Origin of the sequence: Maribacter halichondriae (assembly GCF_027474825.1) — a bacterium.
GTDB classification, from domain to species: Bacteria; Bacteroidota; Bacteroidia; order Flavobacteriales; family Flavobacteriaceae; genus Meishania; species Meishania halichondriae.
Genome location: NZ_CP107030.1, coordinates 3,701,649 through 3,725,825, shown reverse-complemented (window position 1 = coordinate 3,725,825; position 24,177 = coordinate 3,701,649). Strand labels below are relative to the sequence as shown.

Sequence of the window (24,177 nt, the reverse complement as noted above, 5' to 3'; positions counted from 1 at the left end):
GGAGTTGAAAGCGCAAGCCTTAGGCGCAAAAGTTAAGTTTCCTGTAAACCTATGGCTTGGGCTTAACCACCCTGGCCCGCTAATGCAGCCCACCCTTCCTAGAATTAGGAAGGGAACTTCAAAAAATACAATACATGAAAACATTCTGCACAATATATTTTCTAACCATTCTTGGTCTTTCGGCGCATCTCTTCCAAGACCCAGCCCTCGAAGAAAGCGTGCAACGCGGTAGCGAAATCTATGCGGATTTCTGTGTCACCTGCCATCTCGAAAAAGGTGAAGGGGTTATGGGCACTTTTCCTCCCTTGGCGAAATCAGATTACTTAATGAAAAATCGTGAGGCCAGTATTCGCGGCGTAAAATACGGACAGCAGATAGAAATCATGGTCAACGGAGTCACTTATAACAGTGCCATGCCAGACCCCGGATTGGAAGATGAAGAAATCGCAGACGTGATAAACTATATCTTAAATTCTTGGGGGAATTCTTCAGATGAAATGGTGACGGTCGATGAGGTGGAAGTTATTCAAAAGTAGACTAGACGCCTGCATCCAGTGCCGCCTTGACGGAGCCGTGCTTTTCCAGTAGTTTTTCGGCTTCAGCGTATTCGATGCCTAAACCTTCTGATACATAACGCACACCCCTATCCACAAGTTTGTTATTGCTCAATTGCATATTCACCATCTTGTTGCCTTTGACACGTCCGATTTTAATCATTAAGGCAGTAGAAATCATATTCAAGGCCAATTTTTGGGATGTCCCACTTTTCATACGCGTACTACCCGTAACAAATTCAGGCCCTACGTTCATTTCTATCGGAATATCTGTGGCTTTTGCCAGCGGTGAACCTGGGTTATTCGTAATTCCCGCTGTTAGCACCCCATTTTTCTTGGCATCGGCAATTCCACCTAAAACATAAGGGGTGGTTCCAGAGGCGGCAATGCCAACGAGCACATCAATATTGGTAATACCATGAACCTTCAAATCTTTCCAGGCCTGTTGGGTATCATCCTCCGCATGTTCTACCGATTTACGAATAGCTTGGTCTCCACCCGCTATAAGTCCCACTACCCTTTCATGAGGCATTCCGTAGGTCGGGGGGATTTCAGAGGCATCTAAAATACCAAGCCTTCCACTCGTACCTGCCCCGATATAGAACAAACGACCTCCTTTTTCGAATCGCTCTGCCAAAGCATCGACCAACTTTGTGATTTGAGGAATTACCTCGGCAACTGCATCGGCCACTTTTTTATCCTCCTCGTTCATTTTTTGGAGGATGGACAATGTATCCAAGTGTTCTAAATTGTCATGATTGGATGGGGTTTCGGTAATTTTTTTATAGTCCATAAAAGTTTTAGTTGATTCCATTGTTCTTTGTGAACTTGGCGTCAAACCTTTGCGCCCTTTGCGGTAAAGCTAACCGCAAAGTGCGCGAAGAAAATCGCAAAGTTCGCTATGGATTTTTTAGATAATTATAGCAGTCGAATATCGTTATTTCTAAAGGAGTTTAAAAGACTGTCTTCAGGTTCTAATTCCGTAATCATTGTATTTATAGCATTTATATCACACGTCTTATACCGATGTTGTGAGTTGAGCTTTTCAGAGATGGATAAAAGTACCGTTTTTTTGGCCGATTTTATAACCGCTTTTTTTACCTGAACGATGTCCCAATCGAATTCGGTCAGGCCATATAGGGAATCGACATATCCCGTACCTATAAAACCAAAATCGACCCTGATTTCAGCCAGATTGTGAATGGCATTGGCACCTATTGAAGTCTGAGCTTCCCTTGATATTTGTCCTCCAACAAAGATTACGGTAACGTTTTGTTTATTGGAAAGTTCCATGGCCACTGGAAGACTATGCGTAAAACAGGTAAGATCTATATCGGTCGGAACTAGCCGGGCCAGTTCCAAACAAGTTGTTCCGCCATCGATAAAGATAACAGCACCATCTTTTAAGAGCGCCAAAGCCTTTTCAGCAATCGTTGTTTTTTCTTCAAGCCTGTAAACATTATTGTTACGGGCACTATTGGTTGTGAAACCCAAAGAAATCGCCCCTCCGTGTACCTTTCGCAATTTGTTCTCCGCATCTAGTTCCTTAACGTCCCTTCTGATGGTGTCGATTGAGACATCCAAGGTTTCGGCAATATCGGTCAATAAAATCCGATTGTGCAGTTCAACTTCACTTAAAATAGTCTGTTGCCGTTCCTCCTTTAACATAGTCAAAAACTTAAATATCTTCTAAAGAAAACAAAGATAAACAATAAATCCGAAATGCCGTTTTGTACAGTTTTAAAAGCAAAATATTATTAAAAAAGCAAAAAACGGCATATTAAAATGCAAAAAACGGCAAAATTAAATTTTATTGCCTACATTTGCAGTATTAAATTTTCATTTAAAAAATCATGATAGCACCTTTGACGATGAAACCAAAAGCTAAAAAAACGGGTATCGATATTAGTTTTAAACCAGTCGGGCAATTTGAGGAAACTCGGTTCGAGAAAATCCACAATGTCATTTTTGACGATTCCAACGAGGCTTCCATAAAAGTGGCGCAAGAAATTGCTGCACTAATCCGCAAAAAACAAGAAGCGAAAAAAAACTGTGTTTTGGGGCTTGCCACGGGATCATCCCCCATTCGGGTCTATGAAGAGCTGGTCAGAATGCACCATGAAGAGGAACTTAGTTTTTCGAACGTTGTCACCTTCAACCTCGACGAATATCTACCTATGGAAAAAGATAACCGGCAGAGTTATTGGTATTTCATGCACGAACATTTGTTCAACCATATTGATATTCCCAGGGAAAATATCCATATTCCAGATGGGACGGTTGCTAGCGAATTCGTTATTGATTACTGCTTAGCTTATGAAAAGGTAATCAAAAAGTTCGGTGGACTCGACTTTCAGCTATTGGGTATTGGTAGAACCGGACACGTCGGTTTTAACGAACCAGGGTCTCACTACAACTCAGGAACTCGCGTTATTACCTTGGACCATATTACCCGAGTCGATGCTGCCCCCGCATTTTTGGGCATCGACAATGTACCCAGAAAGGCCATTACAATGGGCATCGCAACGGTAATGAGTGCCAAGAGGATCGTTTTATTAGGATGGGGCCAAAATAAGGCCGATATCATCAAAAAAACAGTTGAAGGCGAGATTTCTTCTCAAGTACCCGCCACTTATCTGCAGAACCACAAGAATTGCACCTTTGTTTTGGATACTGGAGCGGGAAGTGAATTGACACGAAATAAGACACCTTGGTTGGTCGATGAATCTTTGGAGTGGGATGAAAACCTAACCGCCAAGGCCATGGTCTGGCTTTGCGGAGAAACCAAAAAGTCAATACTAAGTTTGACCGATAAAGATTATAATGATAACGGTATGTCAGGTTTGTTGTCGGCCCAAGATTCATATGACCTGAACATCAAAATGTTCAATAGGCTTCAGCACACAATCACAGGTTGGCCAGGTGGCAAACCCAATGCCGATGATACCAACAGGCCGGAAAGGGCTGAACCCACAAGAAAGAGAGTAATCATTTTTAGTCCACACCCGGATGATGATGTTATTTCAATGGGAGGTACTTTCGACAGATTGGTCGAACAAGGCCATGACGTGCATGTTGCCTATCAGACATCGGGTAACATTGCCGTTTCGGACACCGATGCCCTACGTTATGCCGAAATATCCAAAAGAATCTGTGCATCCGAAGAGGTTCAGACCATTATCGACTCTATTAAGTCAAAGAGTGAAAGTAGTTTCGATTCAGTCGAAGTCAGAAGGTTGAAGGGCAACATTCGGCGGGGTGAATCATATGCTGCCGCCCGTTATCTTGGGCTTGACGATACCAAGGTTCACTTTTTAGACCTTCCTTTTTATGAGACGGGTACGATCAAGAAAAAAAGCCTGTCGGAAGAAGATATTGAAGTTATGGTGAGTATTATAGACAAGGTAAAACCGCATCAAATCTATGCTGCCGGAGATCTTGCGGATCCGCATGGTACGCACAAGGTTTGTCTCGATGCCGTTTTTGAGGCAATGAAGCGCCTGAAACAAAAAGATTTCATGAAAGATTGTTGGCTATGGCTATATCGTGGCGCTTGGCATGAGTGGGACATCAACGAAATCGAAATGGCCGTACCGATGAGCCCGGGACAGGTGCTCAAGAAACGTAATGCCATTTTTGCCCACCAAAGCCAAAAAGACGGAGTGATGTTTCAAGGTGATGATTCACGAGAATTTTGGATGCGCGCCGAAGAACGAAACAAAGATACCGCTGAACGTTATAGAGCTCTAGGACTTTCGGACTATGCTGCTATGGAGGCATTTGTTAGGCATAAGTTCGATTAGGAAAGGATAGTTTTATATTTGTCATTCCGAGTCAGGAGGAATCCCACTCGCCACTATGCAAGAGATTCTTCCTGCCTCGGAATGACAATTCGCTCTTTTTGCGCTACATACCTCAATCAAAAATGCCAAGAACTGTACTTCTTCTTTTTATTCTAATCTCAGCCTCTTCATGTAGCATCTTCAAACCCATCCCCCAACCTGAGCGGGAGTTTCGAGGTTTTTGGGTGGCTACGGTGGTAAATATCGACTGGCCCAAAAACGGGAACGATGTAATCGAAAAGCAAAAAGCTGACTATCTCGAAATATTGGATTTTTATGAGGATTTGAATTTCAATGCGACCATCGTGCAAATCCGAACGGCAGGAGATGCGTTTTACGATTCGAAATATGCACCATGGTCCCGATTTTTGACCGGAGAAGAAGGAAAAGCACCCAATACTGAAGAGAGTGTTTTAAATTGGATGATTGACGAAGCCCATAACCGAGGAATGGAATTTCATGCCTGGCTCAATCCCTATCGGGCAACCTTTGACTTAAAGACAGAGATATTGAGTCCTACCCATGACTTCAACCTGCATCCTGAATGGGTATTGAAATATGGAAAGAAGTATTATTACAACCCGGGTCTTCCCGAAGTACGGCAACGAATGGTTTCGGTCATTGATGAGATCGTTTCCAATTACGATGTGGATGCCATCCATTTTGATGATTATTTCTATCCGTACACCATCAAAGATGAAGTTTTTCGGGATTCTTTGACCTACGACTACCACAAACTTCAAAATCAATCATTGGAAGATTGGCGACGCTCCAACATGGATTCCCTAATAAAAAATAGCTACGAGACCATCAAAGCACGTAAACCTTGGGTACAATTTGGGGTAAGTCCTTTCGGGGTTTGGAAAAATAATTCGACCGACCCCAAAGGTTCCGATACGAGAGCGGGACAAACAACTTATGAAAATTTATATGCCGACCCTTTATTGTGGATGAAAGAAGGATGGCTGGATTATCTAGTACCGCAGGTGTATTGGAGCATGAAGCTTCCGGTGGCCTCTCATCGAAAAATAGTGGATTGGTGGGCCGATAATTCAACGAATACAAATCTATACATCGGCAACGGACCCTATAAAATCCGGAACAATAGCGACAAGGCATGGGACAATAAAAAAGAACTTCCTACTCAATTGACCTATGCTAGAAACAAACAAGCGGTTCAGGGCAATGTTTTTTTTAGTGCCAAAAGTTTGATGCAAAATAATGATGATGTCGTCAAACGCCTGAGAAAAAGATATTATAAAAGAGAGGCCCTACCCCCTATTTCATCCTATGTAAAAATAGATTCCCCATCAAAACTTGAATTTAAATCTTTACAAAAGATAGATAATTCTATTGTATTGAATTTTAATGATTTAACTAATTATCGTTTTATAACCATTTATCCTTCTGGGAAGAAATCCAAGGGGAATTATCCCATCAAAAAATTGGTATCGAAAATTCCGGTAGACGATATGACTTCCTTGAAAATTCCTGAAGAAATCATCCGAAAAAGAAAATATATTGCCCTTATTTTTATTGATAGGTATGGACACGAAAGTGAACCGAAAATCTTACATTTAAATCAAACCAACTGATATGATCAAAAAAACAAATGGGCCTGGGCCTGGGTACCGACGCTCTATTTTGCTCAGGGACTTCCCTACGCACTGGTCGTGACCGTATCGGTTATCATGTATAAAAAATTAGGCATCAGCAATGAAGATATAGGCCTCTATACCAGTTTGCTCTATATTCCTTGGGTCATAAAGCCGCTTTGGAGTCCATTTGTTGATTTGAAAAGTACCAAACGTAATTGGTTTTTATGGATGCAACTGTTGGCCTCGGCGGCTCTTTTGGCGATAGGCTTTACATTGCCCACCAACGTCTTTTTCGTAACCAGCTTGGCCTGTTTCTGGATGGTCGCTTTCGCATCGGCGACCAATGATATCGCCACCGACGGGTACTACATGATCGGACTTACTGAGGACAAACAATCCTTTTTCGTAGGTATGCGAAGTGTTTTTTATAAACTCGCCAATGTTACGGGGCAGGGCCTTTTGGTCATCTTGGCCGGTTATCTGGAAACATATTACGGCGATAATACCAAAGCGTGGTCGTATACCATGATCTGTGCAGGTGCGCTGATGTTGTTGTTTACCATGACCAATTTTTTCGTGGCACCAAAATTTGAAGGTTCAAAAGCTATAGTCCTTGACAAACCGAAAGGGTTTTTTGAGGTTTTTGTTTCCTTCTTCAAAAAACCGGGCATGGGTATGGCGATTGCATTCATATTGTTTTTTAGATTAGGTGAATCGCAGCTGGTAAAAATGGCATCCCCTTTTCTGCTCGATCCAACATCAGTTGGCGGATTGGGGTATTCCACATCCGAAGTCGGAACAATTTATGGTACGATTGGAGTCATATTTTTGACGGTCGGTGGTATTTTAGGAGGAATCTTAATCTCCCGCCATGGACTAAAAAAATGGATGTTACCCATGCTCATTGCCCTCAACGCGCCAAATGCACTTTATGCATTACTTGCACTTACAGGCACTACAAGCGCATTCGCTGTCACGGGAACCGTAATTGTGGAACAATTCGGCTACGGTTTCGGCATCGCGGGTTTTATGGTGTATCTGATTTATATCGCCGAAGGAAAATCAAAAACCTCGCACTATGCGTTAGCAACGGGGTTTATGGCCCTAGGCATGATGCTACCAGGCCTAATCAGCGGTTTTATGCAGGAATGGTTGGGCTATGCCGGATTTTTCATTTGGGTCGTGTTGGCCGCCCTGCCTGCGTTTTTTCTTCTAAAATTCATTAAATACCCAGCTGATTTCGGGAAAGCCAAAGAAAAAGATGAACAAAGTGCTTGATTATAGCCACACAAAAGAAGAGCTATCACTACGCGAAAAAGTGGGTCAACTTTTTATGCCCGCCGCCTTTATCAATGATTCTGAAGAAGAAATTCTTCAATTAGAAAAATTGATCCGGGAACAGGGTGTTGGGGGACTCTGCTTTTTCCATTCAAGGGCAAGTGCCGCCACGAACTATGAAGGCAAGAAAAAAGTAATCTACAATGAAAATAGTTTTGAAACCCTCAAATCACTAATAAAACGTTATCAGGCCGTTGCAAAATATCCTTTGTTGATCGCCATCGATGCCGAATGGGGTTTGGCCATGCGCATAGAAAATACACCACAATATCCTTACGCAATTACTTTGGGGGCGATTCAAAACGATAACGATTTGATTTTTGAGGTAGGAAGGAATATTGCAAGGGACTGCAAGGCCGCAGGGATTCATTGGAACTTGGCCCCTGTCGCCGATATCAATAACAATCCGAACAATCCCGTTATTGGGTACCGTTCGTTTGGGGAAGACCGGGAAACGGTTGCCGAAAAAGCAATCGCTTTTGTAAAAGGAACGCAAAGTGAAGGTGTGTTGACCAGTATCAAACACTTTCCGGGGCACGGCGATACGGCGACGGATTCGCATTTGGGGCTTCCATTGATTGATAAGTCGAAAAAGGAACTAATCGAAAATGAACTTTATCCTTTTAAAAAATTGATTGACGAAGGTGTGGATTCGGTCATGGTAGGGCATTTATCCGTTCCGGCGTTGGCAAATGGAGTAAAAATTTCTTCGAGCATTTCAAAGGATATTATCAAAGGTATTTTGCGAAAGGAAATGGGATTTGAAGGCGCAATCATTTCCGATGCCTTGAACATGCATGCGGTTTCAAAAGATTATCCCGAAAAAGGAAAATTGGAATGGCTCGCCTTTGATGCCGGAAATGATGTTTTGTGTTTTGCGGAACATACCGGAGAGGGAGTTGAATCAATCTTAAAGAATGCTTCCCAAGCACAAATTGAAGAAAGTTTTGAAAGGGTTTGGAGGCTCAAGGAAAAAGCCTTCAAGGTTCAAAGTTCAAGGTTGCAAAGTAGTTTGGCACTTAATCGCAATCTTGCCGAAGAAAGCATGACATTGAATAAAGGAACAAAGGAAGGTATTTCAGAATTTTTATCGAATGATTTTGTCGGAATAAAAAATTCACATCGTATTGAAAATCATTTTTTTAATAAAATCAAAGAGTATAAAAAGTTTAATAATTATATTTTAGAGGATAACTCTTTGAAAAGTGAAGAAAATATCCTTTTAGCACTCTTTCCGCCCCAGGTAAAACCAACGAATAATTTTGGTTTTTCAGATGTTGAAATTGCTCAAATTAATGCGCTTTTAAAAACGAAAAATGTAGTGCTTCATCTCTTCGGGAATCCATATGTTTTGAATCATATTGATATTTCAAACGCAAAGGCCGTGGTCATTGCTTATCAGAATTTTGAGGTTTTTCAAGAAGTTGCGGCGGAACATTTTTTGGGTAATTTAGAAGCGAAAGGGAAATTGCCTGTAACCATTCAAGGAATATGAAAATGCATAAAATTTTAGGCCTCATGTCCGGCACATCCTTAGATGGCCTGGACCTTGCCTATTGCCATATCTGGCAAGAGGAAACTACGTGGAAATTTGAAATCAAGGAAACAAAAAGTATTTCCTATTCCCAAGAAATGCAGGAAAAATTAAAGAATTCCATTTTTCTTGCCGCCGATGAACTCCTGATTTTTCATAATACCTACGGTACTTGGCTGGGGGAACAGGCTAAAAATTTTATCGAAGAAAACAGCCTAGAAGTTGATGCCATCGCCAGCCATGGCCATACCACACACCATCAACCCGAAAACGGACTGACCTTTCAAATCGGTTCTGGGCAGCATTTGGCCAATGCAAGCGGACAAAAAGTAGTCTGTGATTTTCGCACCAACGATGTCGCGCTCAGTGGACAAGGAGCTCCCTAGTTCCAATTGGGGACCAACTGTTTTTTGGTCAATATGATTTCTGTTTGAACTTAGGCGGTATTAGTAATGTCTCTTTTGAGAAAGATGGTCGGCGTATTGCCTACGATATTGGTTTGGCCAATATGATCTTAAATCATATCACGCGAAAAAATGGTTTGGATTATGACGAAGGCGGACAATTGGCTCGAAGTGGAAAAGTGAATTCCGCAATGCTTGAAAAGTTGAATGCTTTGGAATATTATAAACTCCCAATTCCAAAATCCATCGGGTATGAATGGTTTGTTGAAGAAGTGGTTCCGATTGTTGAGAGCACTAATGATTCCATGGAAAACCTGTTATGTACCAGTATTCATCATATTTGCGAGCAGGTTGCCATCCAAATAAAAAACAATCCCGAAAAACCTGAAAATACCCTATTCGTAACAGGAGGTGGCGCTTTGAACGACTTTCTGATTGAAACTTTAAAGGACAAATTGGGCGATGTAGCCCAAGTGGTCGTAATTGAAAAACAATTGATCGAGTTTAAGGAAGCTTTGGTTTTTGCATTGATGGGTGTTTTGCGATTAGAACAAAAAATAAATGTTCCGAGTTCTGTCACTGGAGCAAAACGGGATTCCTCGAGCGGGGTGATTTTTTTGCCCAACTAAAAATCTGAAGCAAATCGCTATATTAGTGAGTTCAATAAATCAACACCAATTCGAAGATGTCAGAGAAACAAAAAAAGCCACCGCCTACTGGAAAGAAAATGTACGCTATCTCCTTATTCTTCTGGCGATTTGGTTTATTGTCTCCTATGGTGCAGGAATTCTTTTCAAGGATGCCTTGAATGAGATTAAGATAGGTGGCTTTGAATTGGGCTTTTGGTTCGCCCAACAAGGGGCTATTTATGTCTTCGTTATCTTGATATTCGTATATGTACGCCTGATGAACAAGTTGGATAAAAAATACGGCTACAACGAATAAACCACCAACCAAAGCTCAAAAATTATGGATGTTCAAACCTGGACGTATCTTTTAGTAGGAATCACTTTCGCCATCTACATCGGTATTGCCATTTGGTCAAGAGCCGGGTCTACCAAGGAATTTTATGTAGCGGGCGGAGGGGTCTCTCCCTTGGCCAATGGCTTGGCGACGGCGGCGGACTGGATGTCCGCAGCCTCATTTATATCGATGGCCGGACTTATATCTTTTATGGGGTATGACGGTTCGGTCTACTTAATGGGCTGGACGGGAGGCTATGTCTTATTGGCCTTATTGCTCGCCCCTTATCTTCGGAAATTCGGGAAATTCACCGTACCCGATTTCATTGGAGATCGCTATTATTCCGATACGGCTCGAATCGTGGCCGTAATCTGTGCCTTGATTGTATCCTTTACCTATGTCGCAGGACAAATGCGCGGTGTGGGTGTCGTGTTCTCCAGATTTTTGGAGGTCGATATCAATACTGGGGTCATAATCGGCATGGTAATCGTACTCTTCTATGCCGTTTTAGGCGGTATGAAAGGTATCACTTATACCCAAGTCGCCCAATATTGTGTATTGATTTTTGCCTTTATGGTGCCAGCGATTTTTATTTCCATCCAAATGACGGGGAACCCGATTCCGCAATTGGGAATGGGATCGCAATTAAATGACGGCTCTGGCATCTATCTTTTGGATAAACTCAACGGCCTCTCAACCGAGCTTGGCTTTGCTGAATATACAGATGGTAAAAAGTCAATGACCGATGTTTTCATGATTACCTTGGCTCTGATGGTCGGAACAGCGGGACTACCACATGTCATTGTTCGATTTTTTACGGTTAAACGTGTCAAGGATGCCCGCAAATCGGCAGGATTGGCTTTGTTGTTTATTGCGATTCTATATACTACCGCCCCTGCAGTAGCGGTTTTTGCAAAGACCAACCTGATAAATACAGTGAGTAACCAAGAGTATGCAAAAATGCCCGAATGGTTCAAGAACTGGGAAACGACTGGACTTTTAACTTTTGATGACAAAAACAATGACGGCAAGATTCAGTACGTAGCCAATAAGCAAGTCAATGAATTGACCATTGACAATGATATTATGGTGTTGGCCAACCCAGAGATTGCCGATCTTCCAGCTTGGGTAATTGCCCTTGTTGCCGCTGGCGGTTTGGCCGCTGCACTGTCTACCGCCGCCGGATTACTTTTGGTCATTTCCTCCTCTGTTTCACATGATCTTATCAAGAAAGTTTTTGTGCCCACTATTTCGGACAAAGGGGAACTTTGGGTGGCTAGAGGGGCTGCAACGGTTGCGGTCATAATCGCTGGATATTTCGGAATCAATCCCCCTGGATTTGTGGCTGCGGTCGTAGCATTGGCATTTGGTCTGGCCGCGGCTTCATTTTTTCCAGCTATTGTTCTGGGAATTTTCTATAAAAAAATGAACAAGGAAGGGGCCATTGCCGGCATGGTCGTCGGAATCTCCCTCATGCTCTTCTATATGTTGAAATTCAAATTCGGAATTTTTGACGGAGGAAAAGAGGCCCTACCCGGGTTGGAAAAAGATTGGTGGTTCGGTATTTCTCCCGAAGGCTTCGGAAGTGTGGCCATGTTGGTCAATTTTATCGTATCCATAGTTATCATGCAATTCACTCCCACCCCACCTGAAAACGTTCAGGAAATCGTGGAGGATATTCGAATTCCGAGTGGTGCAAAAGAGGCTACCGGGCATTGACGGCTGTTCTAAAATACAAGGATTTTCATTAATTTTAGGCCTCCAGCACATTAAGCGCCAATAACTCTTAACTCAATTACCTATTAACTTAGATTCATGAGCAATTACCACATCAAACACCTAGAGGAATATTATCAAGTTTATCGTAAATCGGTTCGCAATCCCGAGGCCTTTTGGGAGGAAATCGCCGAAGAACACTTTGTTTGGCGCAAAAAGTGGGACAATGTACTGAGCTGGGATTTCTCAAAACCCGAGATCAAATGGTTCGAAGGTGCCAAAGTTAATATTACTGAAAACTGCTTGGATCGGCATTTACCGACCCGTGGAAATAAAACGGCTATACTTTTTGAACCTAACGACCCGAAAGAAGAAGCCGAACATATTACCTATCGCCAATTGCATGAACGCGTATGCCGACTCGCCAATGTATTATTGGACAAAGGTGTAAAAAAAGGAGATCGCGTTTGTATTTACCTGCCCATGATTCCCGAACTGGCGGTATCGCTATTGGCCTGTGCAAGAATTGGGGCTATCCACTCCGTAGTCTTTGCAGGTTTTTCCGCCAATGCACTTTCGACCCGTATCAACGACTCGGATTGCAAGATGGTCATTACTTCAGATGGATCGTATCGTGGTGCAAAATCTATTGATTTAAAAGGAATTGTAGACAAGGCCTTGGAAGATTGCCCCGGGGTTGAAAATGTTCTGGTCACCAAACGTATCAATAGTGATGTTAAAATGAAGGAAGGGCGAGATCACTGGTTACAGCCTTTGCTCGATGATTCTTATGCCGATTTGGTCGCCGAAATTATGGATGCCGAGGATCCACTTTTTATTCTGTACACCTCAGGGTCTACCGGAAAGCCAAAAGGAATGGTCCATAGCATCGGCGGATATATGGTCTACACGGCTTACACTTTTAAAAATGCATTTCAATACAAAGAGGATGATGTCTATTGGTGCACCGCCGATATCGGTTGGATTACCGGTCATTCCTATATCGTTTACGGTCCGTTGGCGAACGGCGCAACCACTGTAATGTTCGAAGGCGTTCCCTCCTACCCGGATTACGGACGATTTTGGGAAGTCGTCGCAAAACATAAAGTCAATCAGTTTTATACCGCTCCGACAGCCATCCGCGCCCTTGCAAAAGAAAGTTTGGATTTTGTGGAAAAACACGATTTGTCAAGTCTGAAAGTAATTGGCTCCGTAGGCGAACCTATTAATGAAGAAGCGTGGCATTGGTACAATAATAATGTGGGGAAACGCCAAAGTCCAATAATAGATACCTGGTGGCAAACTGAAACTGGAGGAATCATGATAACCCCGATTCCGTATGTAACCCCCACTACTCCGACCTACGCAACCTTACCCTTTATCGGTGTCCAACCCGCTTTGATGGACGAAGAAGGAAACGAAATCAAAGGCAACCAAGTCTCAGGAAGACTTTGTATCAAGTTTCCATGGCCCTCGATTGCACGAACCATTTGGGGCAACCATGACCGGTATCGCGACACTTATTTTTCCGCTTATAAAGGAATGTATTTTACAGGGGATGGTGCCTTACGCGATGCCGTGGGTTACTATCGAATTACAGGTCGTGTCGATGATGTTATAATAGTCTCAGGACATAATTTAGGAACTGCACCGATCGAAGATTCCATCAACGAGCACCCAGCAGTTGCTGAAAGTGCAATCGTTGGTTTCCCGCACGATGTCAAAGGAAATGCACTATACGGATATGTAATTCTAAAGGAAGTTGGCGAATCACGCGACCGTGATAACCTAAGAAAAGAAATCAACCAACAGATTACCGAACAAATTGGACCTATCGCCAAACTGGATAAAATTCAGTTCGTATCAGGCCTACCCAAAACACGAAGTGGAAAGATCATGAGGCGTATACTTCGAAAAATTGCTTCTAAGGATACTTCAAATTTGGGCGACACAAGTACACTTTTAAATCCTGAAGTGGTCAAGGAGATTATGGATAATGCGCTTTAGATAGATTTTATGAAAAAATCGAACGACCCTTGCGAGAAATAATTAACACTTTTGAAACTGAGTTTAAATCTATATCTCAAAAGTTTGTGATTATAGAGGAATACCTTGAAGATTTAGCCGCTTCAAAAGTAGATTTTATTTACAATCCAGGTGTTTACATTTTCCTTTTTGACAATGAGGTAATTAAAGTAGGAAGACATCTGACAAATAGCCGAAAAAGGGCATTGGAGCATATTCGAGACAATACTGAAAATGAAGATTTTGAAATGTCTAAAATGGTTGGCAATAAAAAATCAAAAGTGATATTACTTAATGTTAAAGACGTAAACGATAAACATTGGGTCGCAGCTTTTGAAATCTTCCTCGAGGAAAAACTTAATCCTAAAATTAGATCCAAAAGACACTAAATTAGGAAGTGTTATTTCTTCGATAATCGATTGGTCGATGTGACGCTCGAAATTAACGCAACTCCCTCACAAAAGCATTCCGTTTGCCAAAAGCGAAAAAAATCACCAGCGAAATCAACCCGCAAATGGACAATCCCACAAAAAGGGGCCAAACCGTATCTTGTACAAAACTTCCGATATAATTGGCGATGGGCACTGCTAGAACAGTTGAGACGAATCCGTTTATGGCCGCCCCGATACCTGCGATATGACCTATGGGCTCCATGGCAATCGAACGAAAATTTCCCCATAAGAATCCCAGACAAAAGAATTGAACGGAGAGAAATGCAGTTAAAATAAGAACACTAGGATTAGGTTTATTCCAAAAAATACCAACGTATAAAAGTGCAATCAAGCAAAAGGCAACCAATGCCATAAAGGAGAGTCTTCGCATTCCGAACCGCAAGACCAAGGTACCGTTCAAAAAGGTGGAAAGCCCAATGGAAATGGCAAGTCCAGCAAAAATATAGGGGAATTGCTCCGGCAGTCCATATTGATCTTCAAAGACATGTTGCGATGCGCTTAGATAGACCAAAAAAGCTCCGGTAACAAATCCTGAAATAAATGTGAACGCTACGGTTTCCCTATGTTTTAAAAATTCAATAAGCCCCTTGACGAAAACACTTCCCGAAAACGGAACCTTATATTCCGGTTTAAGGGTTTCAACCTGTCGTCTCCAAAACCAAATTCCAACCAGAAGGGCGAAAAATAATTGCATGTAAAAAATACCCTCCCATCCAAAACCATCCAAAATCCATTTTCCAATGGCAGGCGCCACTACGGGAATCAGAATAAAAAAGGCCGTCACAAAAGACATGACCCTGGCCATATAATCTCCTTTATACGTGTCCCTGATAATAGATATTGCCATGGTTCGTGGGGCAGAAAGTGCAATGCCCTGAAGAATGCGCCCACCGACCATAATTTCCAAAGATGGGGCAAGCACACAGATGACGCTCGCGACAACAAACAAAATAAAACCGGAATAGACAATCGGTTTTCTGCCAAAACTATCCGACAAAGGCCCAAAAAATAACTGCCCTACTCCGAGACCCAAAAAAATCATGGTAATCAACAATTGATTGTCAGTCGGGTCGAGACTGTTTATGGAGATCCCTATTTGCGAAATGGCAGGCAGAATCGCATCGATGGCCAAGGCGACAATGGACATCAAAGCGGCCATTAAGGCAACAAATTCAAAATTCGGTTTTGCATTTTGGTTTTGCATCCGGCAAAAGTAGTTATAGGGATCGGCAACTAAAATGGAATTGTTGGATTATTTTTTCCCTTTTGAATTATGATTGACTACTCCGGTCTAGTATCAAGAAACAAGAGCCTAGAAACAAGACCGCTTTTCTTTTGATGACAAAAAAGTCTTGGTTCTTGTTTCTTGCAGCGAAGCGGTCTAGATTCTTTCAGAGAATATGTACTTTTGATAAAAATTTGTCCAAAATGTTGATTATAGGAATTGCTGGAGGCACGGGCTGCGGAAAGACAACGGTGGTCAACCAGATCATTAACGAAATGCCTCCTGGAGAGGTAGGTGTGATTTCCCAAGATTCCTATTACAATGATCTTTCGCATCTCACTTTGGAAGAAAGACGAGAGACGAATTTCGACCATCCGAAATCCATTGACTTTGAATTATTGGAAGAACATTTGGGCCTTTTGCGTGAAGGAAAATCAATAGAACAACCTGTCTATTCTTTTTTGGAATGCAATCGAACGAAAGAGTCCATTCTCATACATCCGAGCAAAGTGATGATCGTTGAGGGCATCCTCATTTTGACCAATGCCAGAATCCGTGATATGATGGATATAAAGATATATGTGCATGCCGATTCCGACGAGCGACTTATCCGCAGGTTAAAACGAGATGTGAACGAGCGCGGGTGGAACTTGGATGAAACCTTGGACAAGTACCAGAACAACATAAAACCCATGCACGAACAGTTTATCGAGCCCACAAAAGAATATGCCGATATCATTATTCCGAACAATAAATACAACACGGTCGCAGTTGATATTGTACGGACCATCATTAACGAAAAACTGTCCTAAAAACATATGGGATTCAAGAATCTAAAAAAGAAAAAGTGGTTCGGCCTCATTACCAACGTCTACGTATTGGTATTGACTGCTTTTGTCGTTTGGATGGTTTTTTTCGACACCAATTCTCTACTAATACACCTAGAACTGCGCAAACAGATAAATACCCTTGAAAAGCAACAGGAATTCCTGCGGGAAGAAATCGCCAAGGATAAACTGATCATCGAAAAACTCTCCGATGAATATGAGCTCGAAAAATTTGCCAGAGAAGAATATTATCTGAAAAGGAAGAACGAGGAAATTTACCTTATCGAATATGAGGACAGCTTGAAACTTAAGGAGAAAGATTAGTGGCAGTTGGCAGTAGCAGAGCGAAGTCGCTGAGTAATTTCATAAACTTCTAAACCTATTAACTCCTCAACCATTTTTTTGACTTCCACTTGAACTTTTTCCTCTTAACAAACTTTAACGCCAGAACACTAAGTTATTCACTTTGTGTTAACAAAATGGTTTCCCTTGCATCGTAAATAATCGTATTTTTACCCCCTAACGTATGAGGATAATGGGCAAGATTATTGCTATCGCAAATCAGAAGGGCGGGGTCGGAAAAACAACTACAACGGTTAATTTGGCAGCCTCCTTAGGTGTGTTGGAAAAGAAAGTGCTGTTGATAGATGCAGATCCACAGGCTAATGCCACTTCAGGGTTGGGTATAGATGTCGATAGTGTTGAAATGGGTACCTATCAGGTGGTAGAACATTCCAAAAGTGCATCTGAGACCATAATACAGACCTCATCCCCCAATGTTGATTTGATTCCTTCCCATATTGACTTAGTGGCCATAGAAATCGAATTGGTCGACAAGGATCGTAGGGAATATATGATGAAAGAGGCCATTTCAGAGCTCAAGAACACCTATGATTATATTCTAATCGACTGTGCCCCTTCATTGGGTCTTCTGACCTTAAACGCCCTTACCGCCGCCGACTCGGTAATTATTCCGATTCAATGCGAATATTTTGCGTTGGAAGGTTTGGGAAAATTGCTCAATACCATAAAAAGTATCCAGAAAATCCATAATCCCGATTTGGATATCGAGGGCATGCTTTTGACCATGTACGATTCGCGATTGCGACTTTCAAACCAAGTGGTCGAAGAAGTGCGTAAACATTTCGGAGATATGGTCTTCGATACGATAATACAGCGTAACGTAAGGTTGAGCGAGGCCCCAAGCTATGGGGAGAGTATCATTAAGTACGATTCAACCAGTAAAGGTGCCACCAACTACCTCAACATGGCGAACGAAGTCGTTCAGAAAAACAAGCAAACCGTATAGGATGGCTAAGGCAACACGAAAACAAGCACTGGGCAGGGGGCTTTCCGCATTGTTGAAAGACCCTGAGAACGATATAAATTCCGCCTCTGACAAAAATGCCGACAAGGTTGTTGGAAATATAGTAGAACTGGATATCGATGCCATAGAGGTAAATCCTTTTCAGCCTCGTTCCAACTTCAATGATGAGGCACTCCAAGAATTAGCGACCTCCATAAAGGAATTGGGTGTTATTCAACCCATCACCGTGCGTAAACTAGATTTCAATACTTATCAATTGGTATCTGGTGAAAGACGTTATAGGGCTTCGAAGTTAGTTGGCCTAGAAACTATTCCCGCGTACATCCGTATTGCCAATGACCAAGAATCTCTAGAAATGGCCTTGGTAGAGAATATCCAACGCCAAGACCTAGATCCCATTGAAATTGCATTATCGTACCAGCGTTTGATCGACGAGATCAAATTGACACAAGAAAAATTGAGTGACCGCGTAGGCAAAAAAGCGTTCTACCATAGCCAATTATATGCGATTGTTAAGGTTAGATCCCATCATTCAAACCGGAATACGAGACGGGTTTGTAAGTATGGGTCACGGCAGGGCGTTGGTCAATATTGATTCAAAAGAGGATCAAATCGAACTTTATGAGAAAATTGTTGGTGAAAATCTTTCGGTACGCGACACCGAACAAGCCGTCAAGAATTATCATCACCGTGGAACGACCACTACTACGAAAAGTGCGAAAACAAGCACTCCCGATTTTGCCAAGAAAGCGATTCGCGAGTTGACCGATCATTTAGAAGTGAAGGTCGCAATAAGTACCTCTGGGAAAGGCAAAGGTAAAATTGCTATTCCATTTAATTCGCCCGAAGAATTCCAACGCATCAAAAAAATGATCATAGGTGGGTAAAAACCTATTCATATTCGTTTTTTTCTTCTTTTTGCTATATCGGCCATGGCTCAGGAAAAGAAGGAGGTTACCAAAAAACCGGAACAAAACCAAGAAGTCGATTCGCTTCAGACTGATCTTGAAAATGAAGGTATTCGATTTCAAGATTCGCTGCTAGTAGAAAAAAGTGATTAATCCATTGGCTCCGAGTAAGGCCGCTTTCTATTCTGCAATCCTACCGGGACTGGGGCAAGTTTACAACAAAAGATATTGGAAAGTGCCTATCGTATATGCGGTCATTGGCACAGGGGTTTATGCATATTTATGGAACGATGGGAAATACAACGATTACCGTTCGGCATTCAAAAGAAGACAGGCCGGTTTTACGGATGATGAGTTCTGGGATGCTCGAAATCCTGGCGGCGAAATTCCAGATACACCCGATCTATCGACCGATGCACTACAAGATGCGCAGGAACGTTTTCAAAGGGATCGCGACTTGGCGCTATTGGTAACGATTGCCATGTACGCCCTAAATGTGGTAGATGCGAATGTGGATGCCCACCTAAAACAATTCAATATAGATGATGATTTGAGTTTGGATATGCGGCCTTACCTCGATTTGAACCCAGTTAACAACAGCCCAAGTTATGGTCTGGCCTTTCTAATAAAATTTTAAGGATGAGAATAGGTTTGTTCGGATATGGAAAGATGGGGAAAATGATTGAGATGTTGGCCCAAGAGAGAGGGCATACCATCGCCGCCCGTATCGATGTGGATACCAAGGAGGTGAAGTTCGACGACATGGATGTCGCCATAGATTTCAGCACCCCTGATTCCGCCTTTGCCAATATAAGTGCCTGTATGGAACATGGCATTCCGGTAATCTGTGGTACCACTGGATGGCTTAACGAGTATGACAGAGCTGTTTCAATCTGCGAGGAAAAGGGGGAGCTTTTATATATGCGTCGAATTTCAGTCTGGGCGTAAATATCTTTTTTGAGCTAAACAAAAAGCTCGCTAAAATGATGCAACACCTAAAGCAGTATTCGGTTTCCATGGAAGAAATTCACCATACCCAAAAATTAGATGCACCTAGTGGCACGGCCATTACCTTGGCGGAAGGCATAATCAAAAATTCGGAGTATGATTCCTGGAAACTCGATCATGCCGAGGAAAATGAAATCCCGATTGTTTCTAAAAGAATGGGTTCGGTTCCGGGAACACACCGTATTTCATACGACAGTACGGTAGACCAAATTGAAATAAAACATATCGCTCATAACCGTGAGGGATTTGCCTTGGGAGCGATTACAGCGGCCGAGTGGATTATTGGCAAAAAAGGGGTATTTACAATGAAAGATGTGTTAAACCTTGGTTAACGTGTACAATATGTTCTATTGAAAAACGCTTAATTGAAAAGTTAGTAGGCAGTTTACAGTTGCAGTAGGCAGTGAACAATACTATTGGAAAGAATATTCTGAATCAAATTCATTTAACTCATTTACTTTTTAACTTAAGTAAAACACCAAACCACAAACAACATATAAACCATAAACAACATGGACGCAACAGGTTGGATACTATTTATTTTAATCGTTCAGGTCATTCATTTTCTGGGTACTTGGAAATTGTATGTGAAAGCGGGTAGAAAAGCTTGGGAGGCAGCCATACCGGTCTATAATGCGATTGTTTTGATGCAAATCATCAATCGGCCGAAATGGTGGGTTATTTTGTTGTTCATTCCCATAATCAATTTGTTGATGTTCCCGGTTATTTGGGTCGAGACCATTCGAAGTTTTGGTCGCCATAGCCTTTTAGAAACCTGGTTGGTCATATTGACCTTAGGTTTTTACATTTACTACGTCAACTATATGTTGGATGTTCAACATATAAAAGACCGCAGTCTACAACCCCGTTCAGCCGCCGGCGAATGGGTCAGTTCAATTGTATTTGCCATTGTAGCGGCGACATTGGTCCATACCTATTTTATTCAGCCCTACGTAATACCTACCGGTTCTTTGGAACGTACGCTACGTATCGGAGACCTGCTTTTTGTAAGTAAATTTCATTATGGAGCTCGAGCACCCATGACGACCGTTGCGGCGCCTATGGTCCATGATACCTTACCCGTTTTAGGAATCCCTTCCTATCTTGCGGAAGTCGATAGGGACGAGTATAAAACTTCATGGAAGAATAAATTACAACTTCCTTATTTCAGGTTGCCGGGCTTTAAGAAAATTAAAAGAAATGAAATCGTCGTCTTTAGTTGGCCTGCCGATACCGTACGTTACTTTTTCAAAAAAGAAGAAGGAATTCGCAAACCCATCGACAAAAAATCGAATTACGTAAAACGTTGCGTTGGGTTGCCGGGTGATTCTCTTGAAGTCAGGGATGGTTATGTGTTTATCAATGGAAAACAATTGGAACTTCCCGATAGGGCAAAGGCACAATACGATTATATGGTATATTCCAATAAAGGGGTTTCCTCCAAACTGCTACAAGAAGTTGGTGTCGAGGAATTCAACCGCACATTTGTCGTAGCGGGACTGAATCAAGATCAAGCCAATATTGTCAACGAATATATTTTAGGTTTCAACAAAAGAGCCGATGGTAAATTTGAGTTGATTACCAAAAACCAAGGGATTCCGATAGAGGCAATCCGCAAATATGGTATTGCCCTTACCGAGGAAACGGGTCGCGCGAGACAGGCCACCTTGACGAACGAAATGGTACAACAGCTTAGAAACAGTAGTGCTATTGATTCTGTGGTCAGAGTAGTCGAGCCCGTCGGAAAAAGAGGCATAAATCTTTTCCCTCAAAGTCCAGATTACCCATGGAACTACGACCAAATGGGCCCTATCTATATTCCGAAGGCCGGGACTACGGTTTCGCTAAATTTAAAGGTGCTACCCCTATATAAAAAGATAATTCGAGAGTATGAGCGAAACAAGGTCAGCGTGAAGGGCAACCAGGTCGTGATAAACGGTGAGGTGGCTGATAGCTACACCTTCAAACAAGACTATTATTGGATGATGGGCGATAACCGCGATCATTCGGAGGACAGCCGCGCATGGGGCTATGTTCCTGAAAACCACATCGTAGGCACACCTATATTTATTTGGTTAAGCTTCGATAATTTTAAGGATGCGAAAGGACTAAATGTAAATCCACCTTGGAAATGGAAACCGCGTTGGGACCGAATTTTTACTACGGTTCATGGGAGTGGTGATCCTGTTTCATACTTCAGATACTTCTTGATTGCGCTCGCACTCTATTTTATCGGTGATTACTTTTGGAAAAAACGTAAAAAAAGTAGTCAGTAAGTGGTGGTAAGTGGTAAGTGGTAAGTGGTAAGTGGTAAGTGGTAAGTGGTAAGTGGTAAGTGGACAAATTAGTTTTTTCTAAACTCATAAACTTTTTTTTAAAATAATAAACCCCTAAAGTTTTTTGGACTTGATTTTTGTAGTTGAATTTGTATTTTATTTTTGAACTTGAATCGTGAAAACCCTCCTACACCCTACCTATTTTCCCAATATCGCAAGCTTCGCTACTATGGTTCAACATGAAATCGTTTGGGAGGCAGCTGACAATTATCAAAAACAGACCTTTCGCAATCGTTGCCATATCTGTAATGATCGAGGTCTACACGTACTCAATATTCCCATATGTCATGTGGGCGGAAACCAAGGACGGCAGAAATATAAAGATGTAAAAGTTGACAATACCTACCCATGGCAACGACAGCATTGGCGCACCTTGGAAACCGCTTATAGAACCTCTCCATTTTTTGAATATTATGAAGATGACCTAGTGAGCTTATTCGATAAAAAACAAGAATTTTTAATGGATTTAAATCTAAGAACCATTGAAATCGTATGTGAATGCCTTCAAATTCAAATGCCAACAGTCAAGACCCAGATCTATGAAGTATCACCGAAAAATTATATTGACGGACGTTCTTTGGTAAATGCGAAGAAAACTATTGCTATTGAACAATCACCCTATACCCAAGTCTTTGGTGACCGGCATGGCTTTGTAGAAAATGCCAGTATTTTGGATCTTTTGTTCAATGAAGGAACGAATACCCTATCTTATCTTCAAAGTCAATCGCTACCTTCATTGAATGCTTAGGTTTTTAATCCATTACGGAATTCATTTTTTGGTTCCTGTAGCAATCGGATTTTCCTTCTTTCCGAAGGAGAAAAGAATGGTGGCAATTCTAATACTTCTTGCAGGAATCATTATAGATGTAGATCATCTTATCGCAAACCCCATATTCGATCCGCAACGTTGCAGTATAGGCTATCATCCGCTACATAGCTATTTCGCAATCATATGTTATTTGGTTTTATTCATCTTTAAGAAAACACGCTTGTTCGGACTTGCCCTCATCATTCATATTATCGCCGATCTTGCGGATTGTTGGTTACTCGCCATTCAATCGAAATGAGGCCATTATTGGAAAATGATCTGAATATTCTATATCGTAATTCTTGTGACCCGTCACCTCCAATTGCGGGTCGGCCAAAATAAAATCGATCCGTACGGGAACACCATGAAATATAAAGGTTCGTCCATAACCTTGGCCCTGCTCCTTAAAACTATCCGACCTATTTTGATGCAGAATTTTATACGTACGTGAAAATTGCGAGTTGTTGAAATCACCACAAATAATCGTTTTGTAATTCACCCAACTTGCATGTTCCACAACATATTTTGCCTGATCTTCTTGTTTCTTGAAAAAACCGGTCAATTGTTTGTACAATTTCTCGGAAGAGCTACTTTTAATGACTCCCTTACCTGGTGTAATACCCAAGGATTGGAGATGTAGGCTATAAATACGTAGGGTATCGTTTTTGTACAAGATATCGGCATAAGATCCACTATTATAGGTATCGGGAAAATTCAGGATTTGTGCATCAATAATCGGATATTTCGATAAGATGCCGAGTCGTACCCGCTCGTAATCCCTACTGTTCTGGACATATCTATACGGATAGGTCGTATATTCATCCTTGTCAATATTTCCCACTTCCTGCAAACAGACAATATCCGCATTTTCTCCAATCACAAAAGCCTCGGTAGCCAAATTAATGGCTTTGTCATCCATATCTTTATATCCGTTGAAACCCCTGACGTTAAAGGTCATAATGCGGAGGTCTTGCTCATCAAGGTTTTCATTTCCCGCAAATGGAGGTCTAATAAAGTTTCCCAATGCAAAAAAACCTATGACCAAAACTATCACCGATAATAATGCAAATCGTCGATGGCTTAAGAGCCAGTAGATGACAAAAATTAGATTGGCGACTACCAAAACCGGAACGGCCAAGCCCAAGAATGACAGGGCGGGGAATTTATGTATCGGAACATAAGGGGTAAAGCTTGCCAAAAACAACGGCAAGGCTACAAAGCCATTGACCAAAAAAACAATTTTGTTGAATAGGGATAACCCTCGCCATGAAGTCATTGAAGTCATCTAAATTTTTTGTTTGGAACCGAGAAT

General features: G+C 41.9%; 21 protein-coding genes and 3 pseudogenes. 20 read left to right on the top strand and 4 right to left on the bottom strand.

What is annotated here, in order from left to right:
* Positions 1-134 precede the first annotated feature (134 nt).
* Positions 135-536, top strand: a complete 402-nt coding sequence (locus N8A86_RS17430; protein ID WP_273566532.1) for a c-type cytochrome — start codon at positions 135-137, stop codon at positions 534-536.
* A 1-nt stretch (position 537) separates the two neighbouring features.
* Here N8A86_RS17430 and murQ read toward each other — a convergent pair whose 3' ends face one another.
* A complete protein-coding gene (murQ, locus tag N8A86_RS17425) occupies positions 538-1,347 on the bottom strand; it encodes an N-acetylmuramic acid 6-phosphate etherase (RefSeq protein ID WP_273566531.1) in 810 nt (269 codons plus the stop codon).
* A gap of 125 nt (positions 1,348-1,472) precedes the next feature.
* The gene (locus N8A86_RS17420; RefSeq protein WP_273566530.1) at positions 1,473-2,222 is read right to left on the bottom strand and encodes a DeoR/GlpR family DNA-binding transcription regulator; all 750 of its coding nucleotides are present in this window, start codon (positions 2,220-2,222) and stop codon (positions 1,473-1,475) included.
* A 203-nt stretch (positions 2,223-2,425) separates the two neighbouring features.
* Between N8A86_RS17420 and nagB the strand changes: the two genes are divergently transcribed.
* The 9 genes and pseudogenes from nagB to N8A86_RS17375 all read left to right on the top strand — a co-directional run bounded on the left by nagB (position 2,426) and on the right by N8A86_RS17375 (position 14,363).
* Positions 2,426-4,357 carry a glucosamine-6-phosphate deaminase gene (gene nagB, locus N8A86_RS17415; protein WP_430682208.1) on the top strand — a complete coding sequence of 644 codons (1,932 nt, stop codon included), beginning with the start codon at positions 2,426-2,428 and terminating at the stop codon, positions 4,355-4,357.
* A gap of 122 nt (positions 4,358-4,479) precedes the next feature.
* The gene (locus N8A86_RS17410; protein ID WP_273566528.1) at positions 4,480-5,991 is read left to right on the top strand and encodes a glycoside hydrolase family 10-like protein; all 1,512 of its coding nucleotides are present in this window, start codon (positions 4,480-4,482) and stop codon (positions 5,989-5,991) included.
* 96 nt (positions 5,992-6,087) lie between these two features.
* The gene (locus N8A86_RS17405) at positions 6,088-7,272 is read left to right on the top strand and encodes an MFS transporter (protein ID WP_430682165.1); all 1,185 of its coding nucleotides are present in this window, start codon (positions 6,088-6,090) and stop codon (positions 7,270-7,272) included.
* Positions 7,256-8,827, top strand: a complete 1,572-nt coding sequence (locus tag N8A86_RS17400) for a glycoside hydrolase family 3 protein (protein WP_273566527.1) — start codon at positions 7,256-7,258, stop codon at positions 8,825-8,827. Before N8A86_RS17405 ends, N8A86_RS17400 begins: the two co-directional genes overlap by 17 nt.
* Positions 8,824-9,899, top strand: a pseudogene (locus N8A86_RS17395) (anhydro-N-acetylmuramic acid kinase). Before N8A86_RS17400 ends, N8A86_RS17395 begins: the two are co-directional and overlap by 4 nt.
* Before the next feature lie 25 nt (positions 9,900-9,924).
* Positions 9,925-10,215, top strand: coding sequence for a DUF4212 domain-containing protein (locus N8A86_RS17390; RefSeq protein ID WP_273566526.1), 291 nt, complete (start codon positions 9,925-9,927; stop codon positions 10,213-10,215).
* 24 nt (positions 10,216-10,239) lie between these two features.
* On the top strand, positions 10,240-11,952 hold the full coding sequence (locus N8A86_RS17385) for a sodium:solute symporter family protein (RefSeq protein WP_273566525.1): 1,713 nt from the start codon (positions 10,240-10,242) through the stop codon (positions 11,950-11,952).
* Between the two features lie 96 nt (positions 11,953-12,048).
* A complete protein-coding gene (acs, locus tag N8A86_RS17380; protein ID WP_273566524.1) occupies positions 12,049-13,956 on the top strand; it encodes an acetate--CoA ligase in 1,908 nt (635 codons plus the stop codon).
* Between the two features lie 29 nt (positions 13,957-13,985).
* Positions 13,986-14,363: a hypothetical protein gene (locus N8A86_RS17375; protein ID WP_273566523.1), complete on the top strand. Its 378-nt coding sequence runs from the start codon at positions 13,986-13,988 to the stop codon at positions 14,361-14,363.
* 52 nt (positions 14,364-14,415) lie between these two features.
* On the opposite strand, the gene N8A86_RS17370 is transcribed toward N8A86_RS17375, so the two are convergent.
* Positions 14,416-15,630, bottom strand: a complete 1,215-nt coding sequence (locus N8A86_RS17370; RefSeq protein WP_273566522.1) for a multidrug effflux MFS transporter — start codon at positions 15,628-15,630, stop codon at positions 14,416-14,418.
* A 224-nt stretch (positions 15,631-15,854) separates the two neighbouring features.
* Between N8A86_RS17370 and udk the strand changes: the two genes are divergently transcribed.
* The 10 genes and pseudogenes from udk to N8A86_RS17325 all read left to right on the top strand — a co-directional run bounded on the left by udk (position 15,855) and on the right by N8A86_RS17325 (position 23,124).
* Positions 15,855-16,463, top strand: a complete 609-nt coding sequence (gene udk, locus N8A86_RS17365; RefSeq protein WP_273566521.1) for a uridine kinase — start codon at positions 15,855-15,857, stop codon at positions 16,461-16,463.
* A 6-nt stretch (positions 16,464-16,469) separates the two neighbouring features.
* Positions 16,470-16,802: an FtsB family cell division protein gene (locus tag N8A86_RS17360; RefSeq protein ID WP_273566520.1), complete on the top strand. Its 333-nt coding sequence runs from the start codon at positions 16,470-16,472 to the stop codon at positions 16,800-16,802.
* A 211-nt stretch (positions 16,803-17,013) separates the two neighbouring features.
* Positions 17,014-17,787, top strand: a complete 774-nt coding sequence (locus N8A86_RS17355; protein WP_273566519.1) for a ParA family protein — start codon at positions 17,014-17,016, stop codon at positions 17,785-17,787.
* A gap of 1 nt (position 17,788) precedes the next feature.
* A pseudogene (locus N8A86_RS17350) lies at positions 17,789-18,692 on the top strand (ParB/RepB/Spo0J family partition protein).
* Between the two features lie 45 nt (positions 18,693-18,737).
* Positions 18,738-18,866, top strand: a complete 129-nt coding sequence (locus tag N8A86_RS21745) for a hypothetical protein (RefSeq protein WP_337251655.1) — start codon at positions 18,738-18,740, stop codon at positions 18,864-18,866.
* Positions 18,859-19,350 (top strand): DUF5683 domain-containing protein, encoded by a 492-nt coding sequence (locus N8A86_RS17345; RefSeq protein WP_337251654.1) that lies wholly within the window; start codon positions 18,859-18,861, stop codon positions 19,348-19,350. Before N8A86_RS21745 ends, N8A86_RS17345 begins: the two co-directional genes overlap by 8 nt.
* 2 nt (positions 19,351-19,352) lie before the next feature.
* Positions 19,353-20,053: pseudogene (dapB, locus tag N8A86_RS17340) on the top strand (4-hydroxy-tetrahydrodipicolinate reductase).
* Between the two features lie 180 nt (positions 20,054-20,233).
* Positions 20,234-21,997 carry a signal peptidase I gene (gene lepB, locus N8A86_RS17335; RefSeq protein WP_273566518.1) on the top strand — a complete coding sequence of 588 codons (1,764 nt, stop codon included), beginning with the start codon at positions 20,234-20,236 and terminating at the stop codon, positions 21,995-21,997.
* A gap of 175 nt (positions 21,998-22,172) precedes the next feature.
* Positions 22,173-22,805, top strand: coding sequence for a WbqC family protein (locus N8A86_RS17330; RefSeq protein ID WP_273566517.1), 633 nt, complete (start codon positions 22,173-22,175; stop codon positions 22,803-22,805).
* Positions 22,798-23,124: a DUF6122 family protein gene (locus N8A86_RS17325; protein WP_273566516.1), complete on the top strand. Its 327-nt coding sequence runs from the start codon at positions 22,798-22,800 to the stop codon at positions 23,122-23,124. Before N8A86_RS17330 ends, N8A86_RS17325 begins: the two co-directional genes overlap by 8 nt.
* Here the strand turns inward: N8A86_RS17325 and N8A86_RS17320 are convergent.
* Positions 23,101-24,150: an endonuclease/exonuclease/phosphatase family protein gene (locus tag N8A86_RS17320; RefSeq protein WP_273566515.1), complete on the bottom strand. Its 1,050-nt coding sequence runs from the start codon at positions 24,148-24,150 to the stop codon at positions 23,101-23,103. The genes N8A86_RS17325 and N8A86_RS17320 overlap by 24 nt on opposite strands.
* Positions 24,151-24,177 lie beyond the last annotated feature (27 nt).

Bases quoted from the DNA above. Each gene is read 5' to 3' on its own strand.
- N8A86_RS17430 (WP_273566532.1), top strand. From the start codon at position 135: ATGAAAACATTCTGCACAATATATTTTCTAACCATTCTTGGTCTTTCG.
- murQ (WP_273566531.1), bottom strand. From the start codon at position 1,347: ATGGACTATAAAAAAATTACCGAAACCCCATCCAATCATGACAATTTA.
- N8A86_RS17420 (WP_273566530.1), bottom strand. From the start codon at position 2,222: ATGTTAAAGGAGGAACGGCAACAGACTATTTTAAGTGAAGTTGAACTG.
- nagB (WP_430682208.1), top strand. From the start codon at position 2,426: ATGAAACCAAAAGCTAAAAAAACGGGTATCGATATTAGTTTTAAACCA.
- N8A86_RS17410 (WP_273566528.1), top strand. From the start codon at position 4,480: ATGCCAAGAACTGTACTTCTTCTTTTTATTCTAATCTCAGCCTCTTCA.
- N8A86_RS17405 (WP_430682165.1), top strand. From the start codon at position 6,088: ATGTATAAAAAATTAGGCATCAGCAATGAAGATATAGGCCTCTATACC.
- N8A86_RS17400 (WP_273566527.1), top strand. From the start codon at position 7,256: ATGAACAAAGTGCTTGATTATAGCCACACAAAAGAAGAGCTATCACTA.
- N8A86_RS17385 (WP_273566525.1), top strand. From the start codon at position 10,240: ATGGATGTTCAAACCTGGACGTATCTTTTAGTAGGAATCACTTTCGCC.
- acs (WP_273566524.1), top strand. From the start codon at position 12,049: ATGAGCAATTACCACATCAAACACCTAGAGGAATATTATCAAGTTTAT.
- N8A86_RS17370 (WP_273566522.1), bottom strand. From the start codon at position 15,630: ATGCAAAACCAAAATGCAAAACCGAATTTTGAATTTGTTGCCTTAATG.
- udk (WP_273566521.1), top strand. From the start codon at position 15,855: ATGTTGATTATAGGAATTGCTGGAGGCACGGGCTGCGGAAAGACAACG.
- N8A86_RS17360 (WP_273566520.1), top strand. From the start codon at position 16,470: ATGGGATTCAAGAATCTAAAAAAGAAAAAGTGGTTCGGCCTCATTACC.
- N8A86_RS17355 (WP_273566519.1), top strand. From the start codon at position 17,014: ATGGGCAAGATTATTGCTATCGCAAATCAGAAGGGCGGGGTCGGAAAA.
- N8A86_RS21745 (WP_337251655.1), top strand. From the start codon at position 18,738: ATGGCTCAGGAAAAGAAGGAGGTTACCAAAAAACCGGAACAAAACCAA.
- lepB (WP_273566518.1), top strand. From the start codon at position 20,234: ATGGACGCAACAGGTTGGATACTATTTATTTTAATCGTTCAGGTCATT.
- N8A86_RS17325 (WP_273566516.1), top strand. From the start codon at position 22,798: ATGCTTAGGTTTTTAATCCATTACGGAATTCATTTTTTGGTTCCTGTA.
- N8A86_RS17320 (WP_273566515.1), bottom strand. From the start codon at position 24,150: ATGACTTCAATGACTTCATGGCGAGGGTTATCCCTATTCAACAAAATT.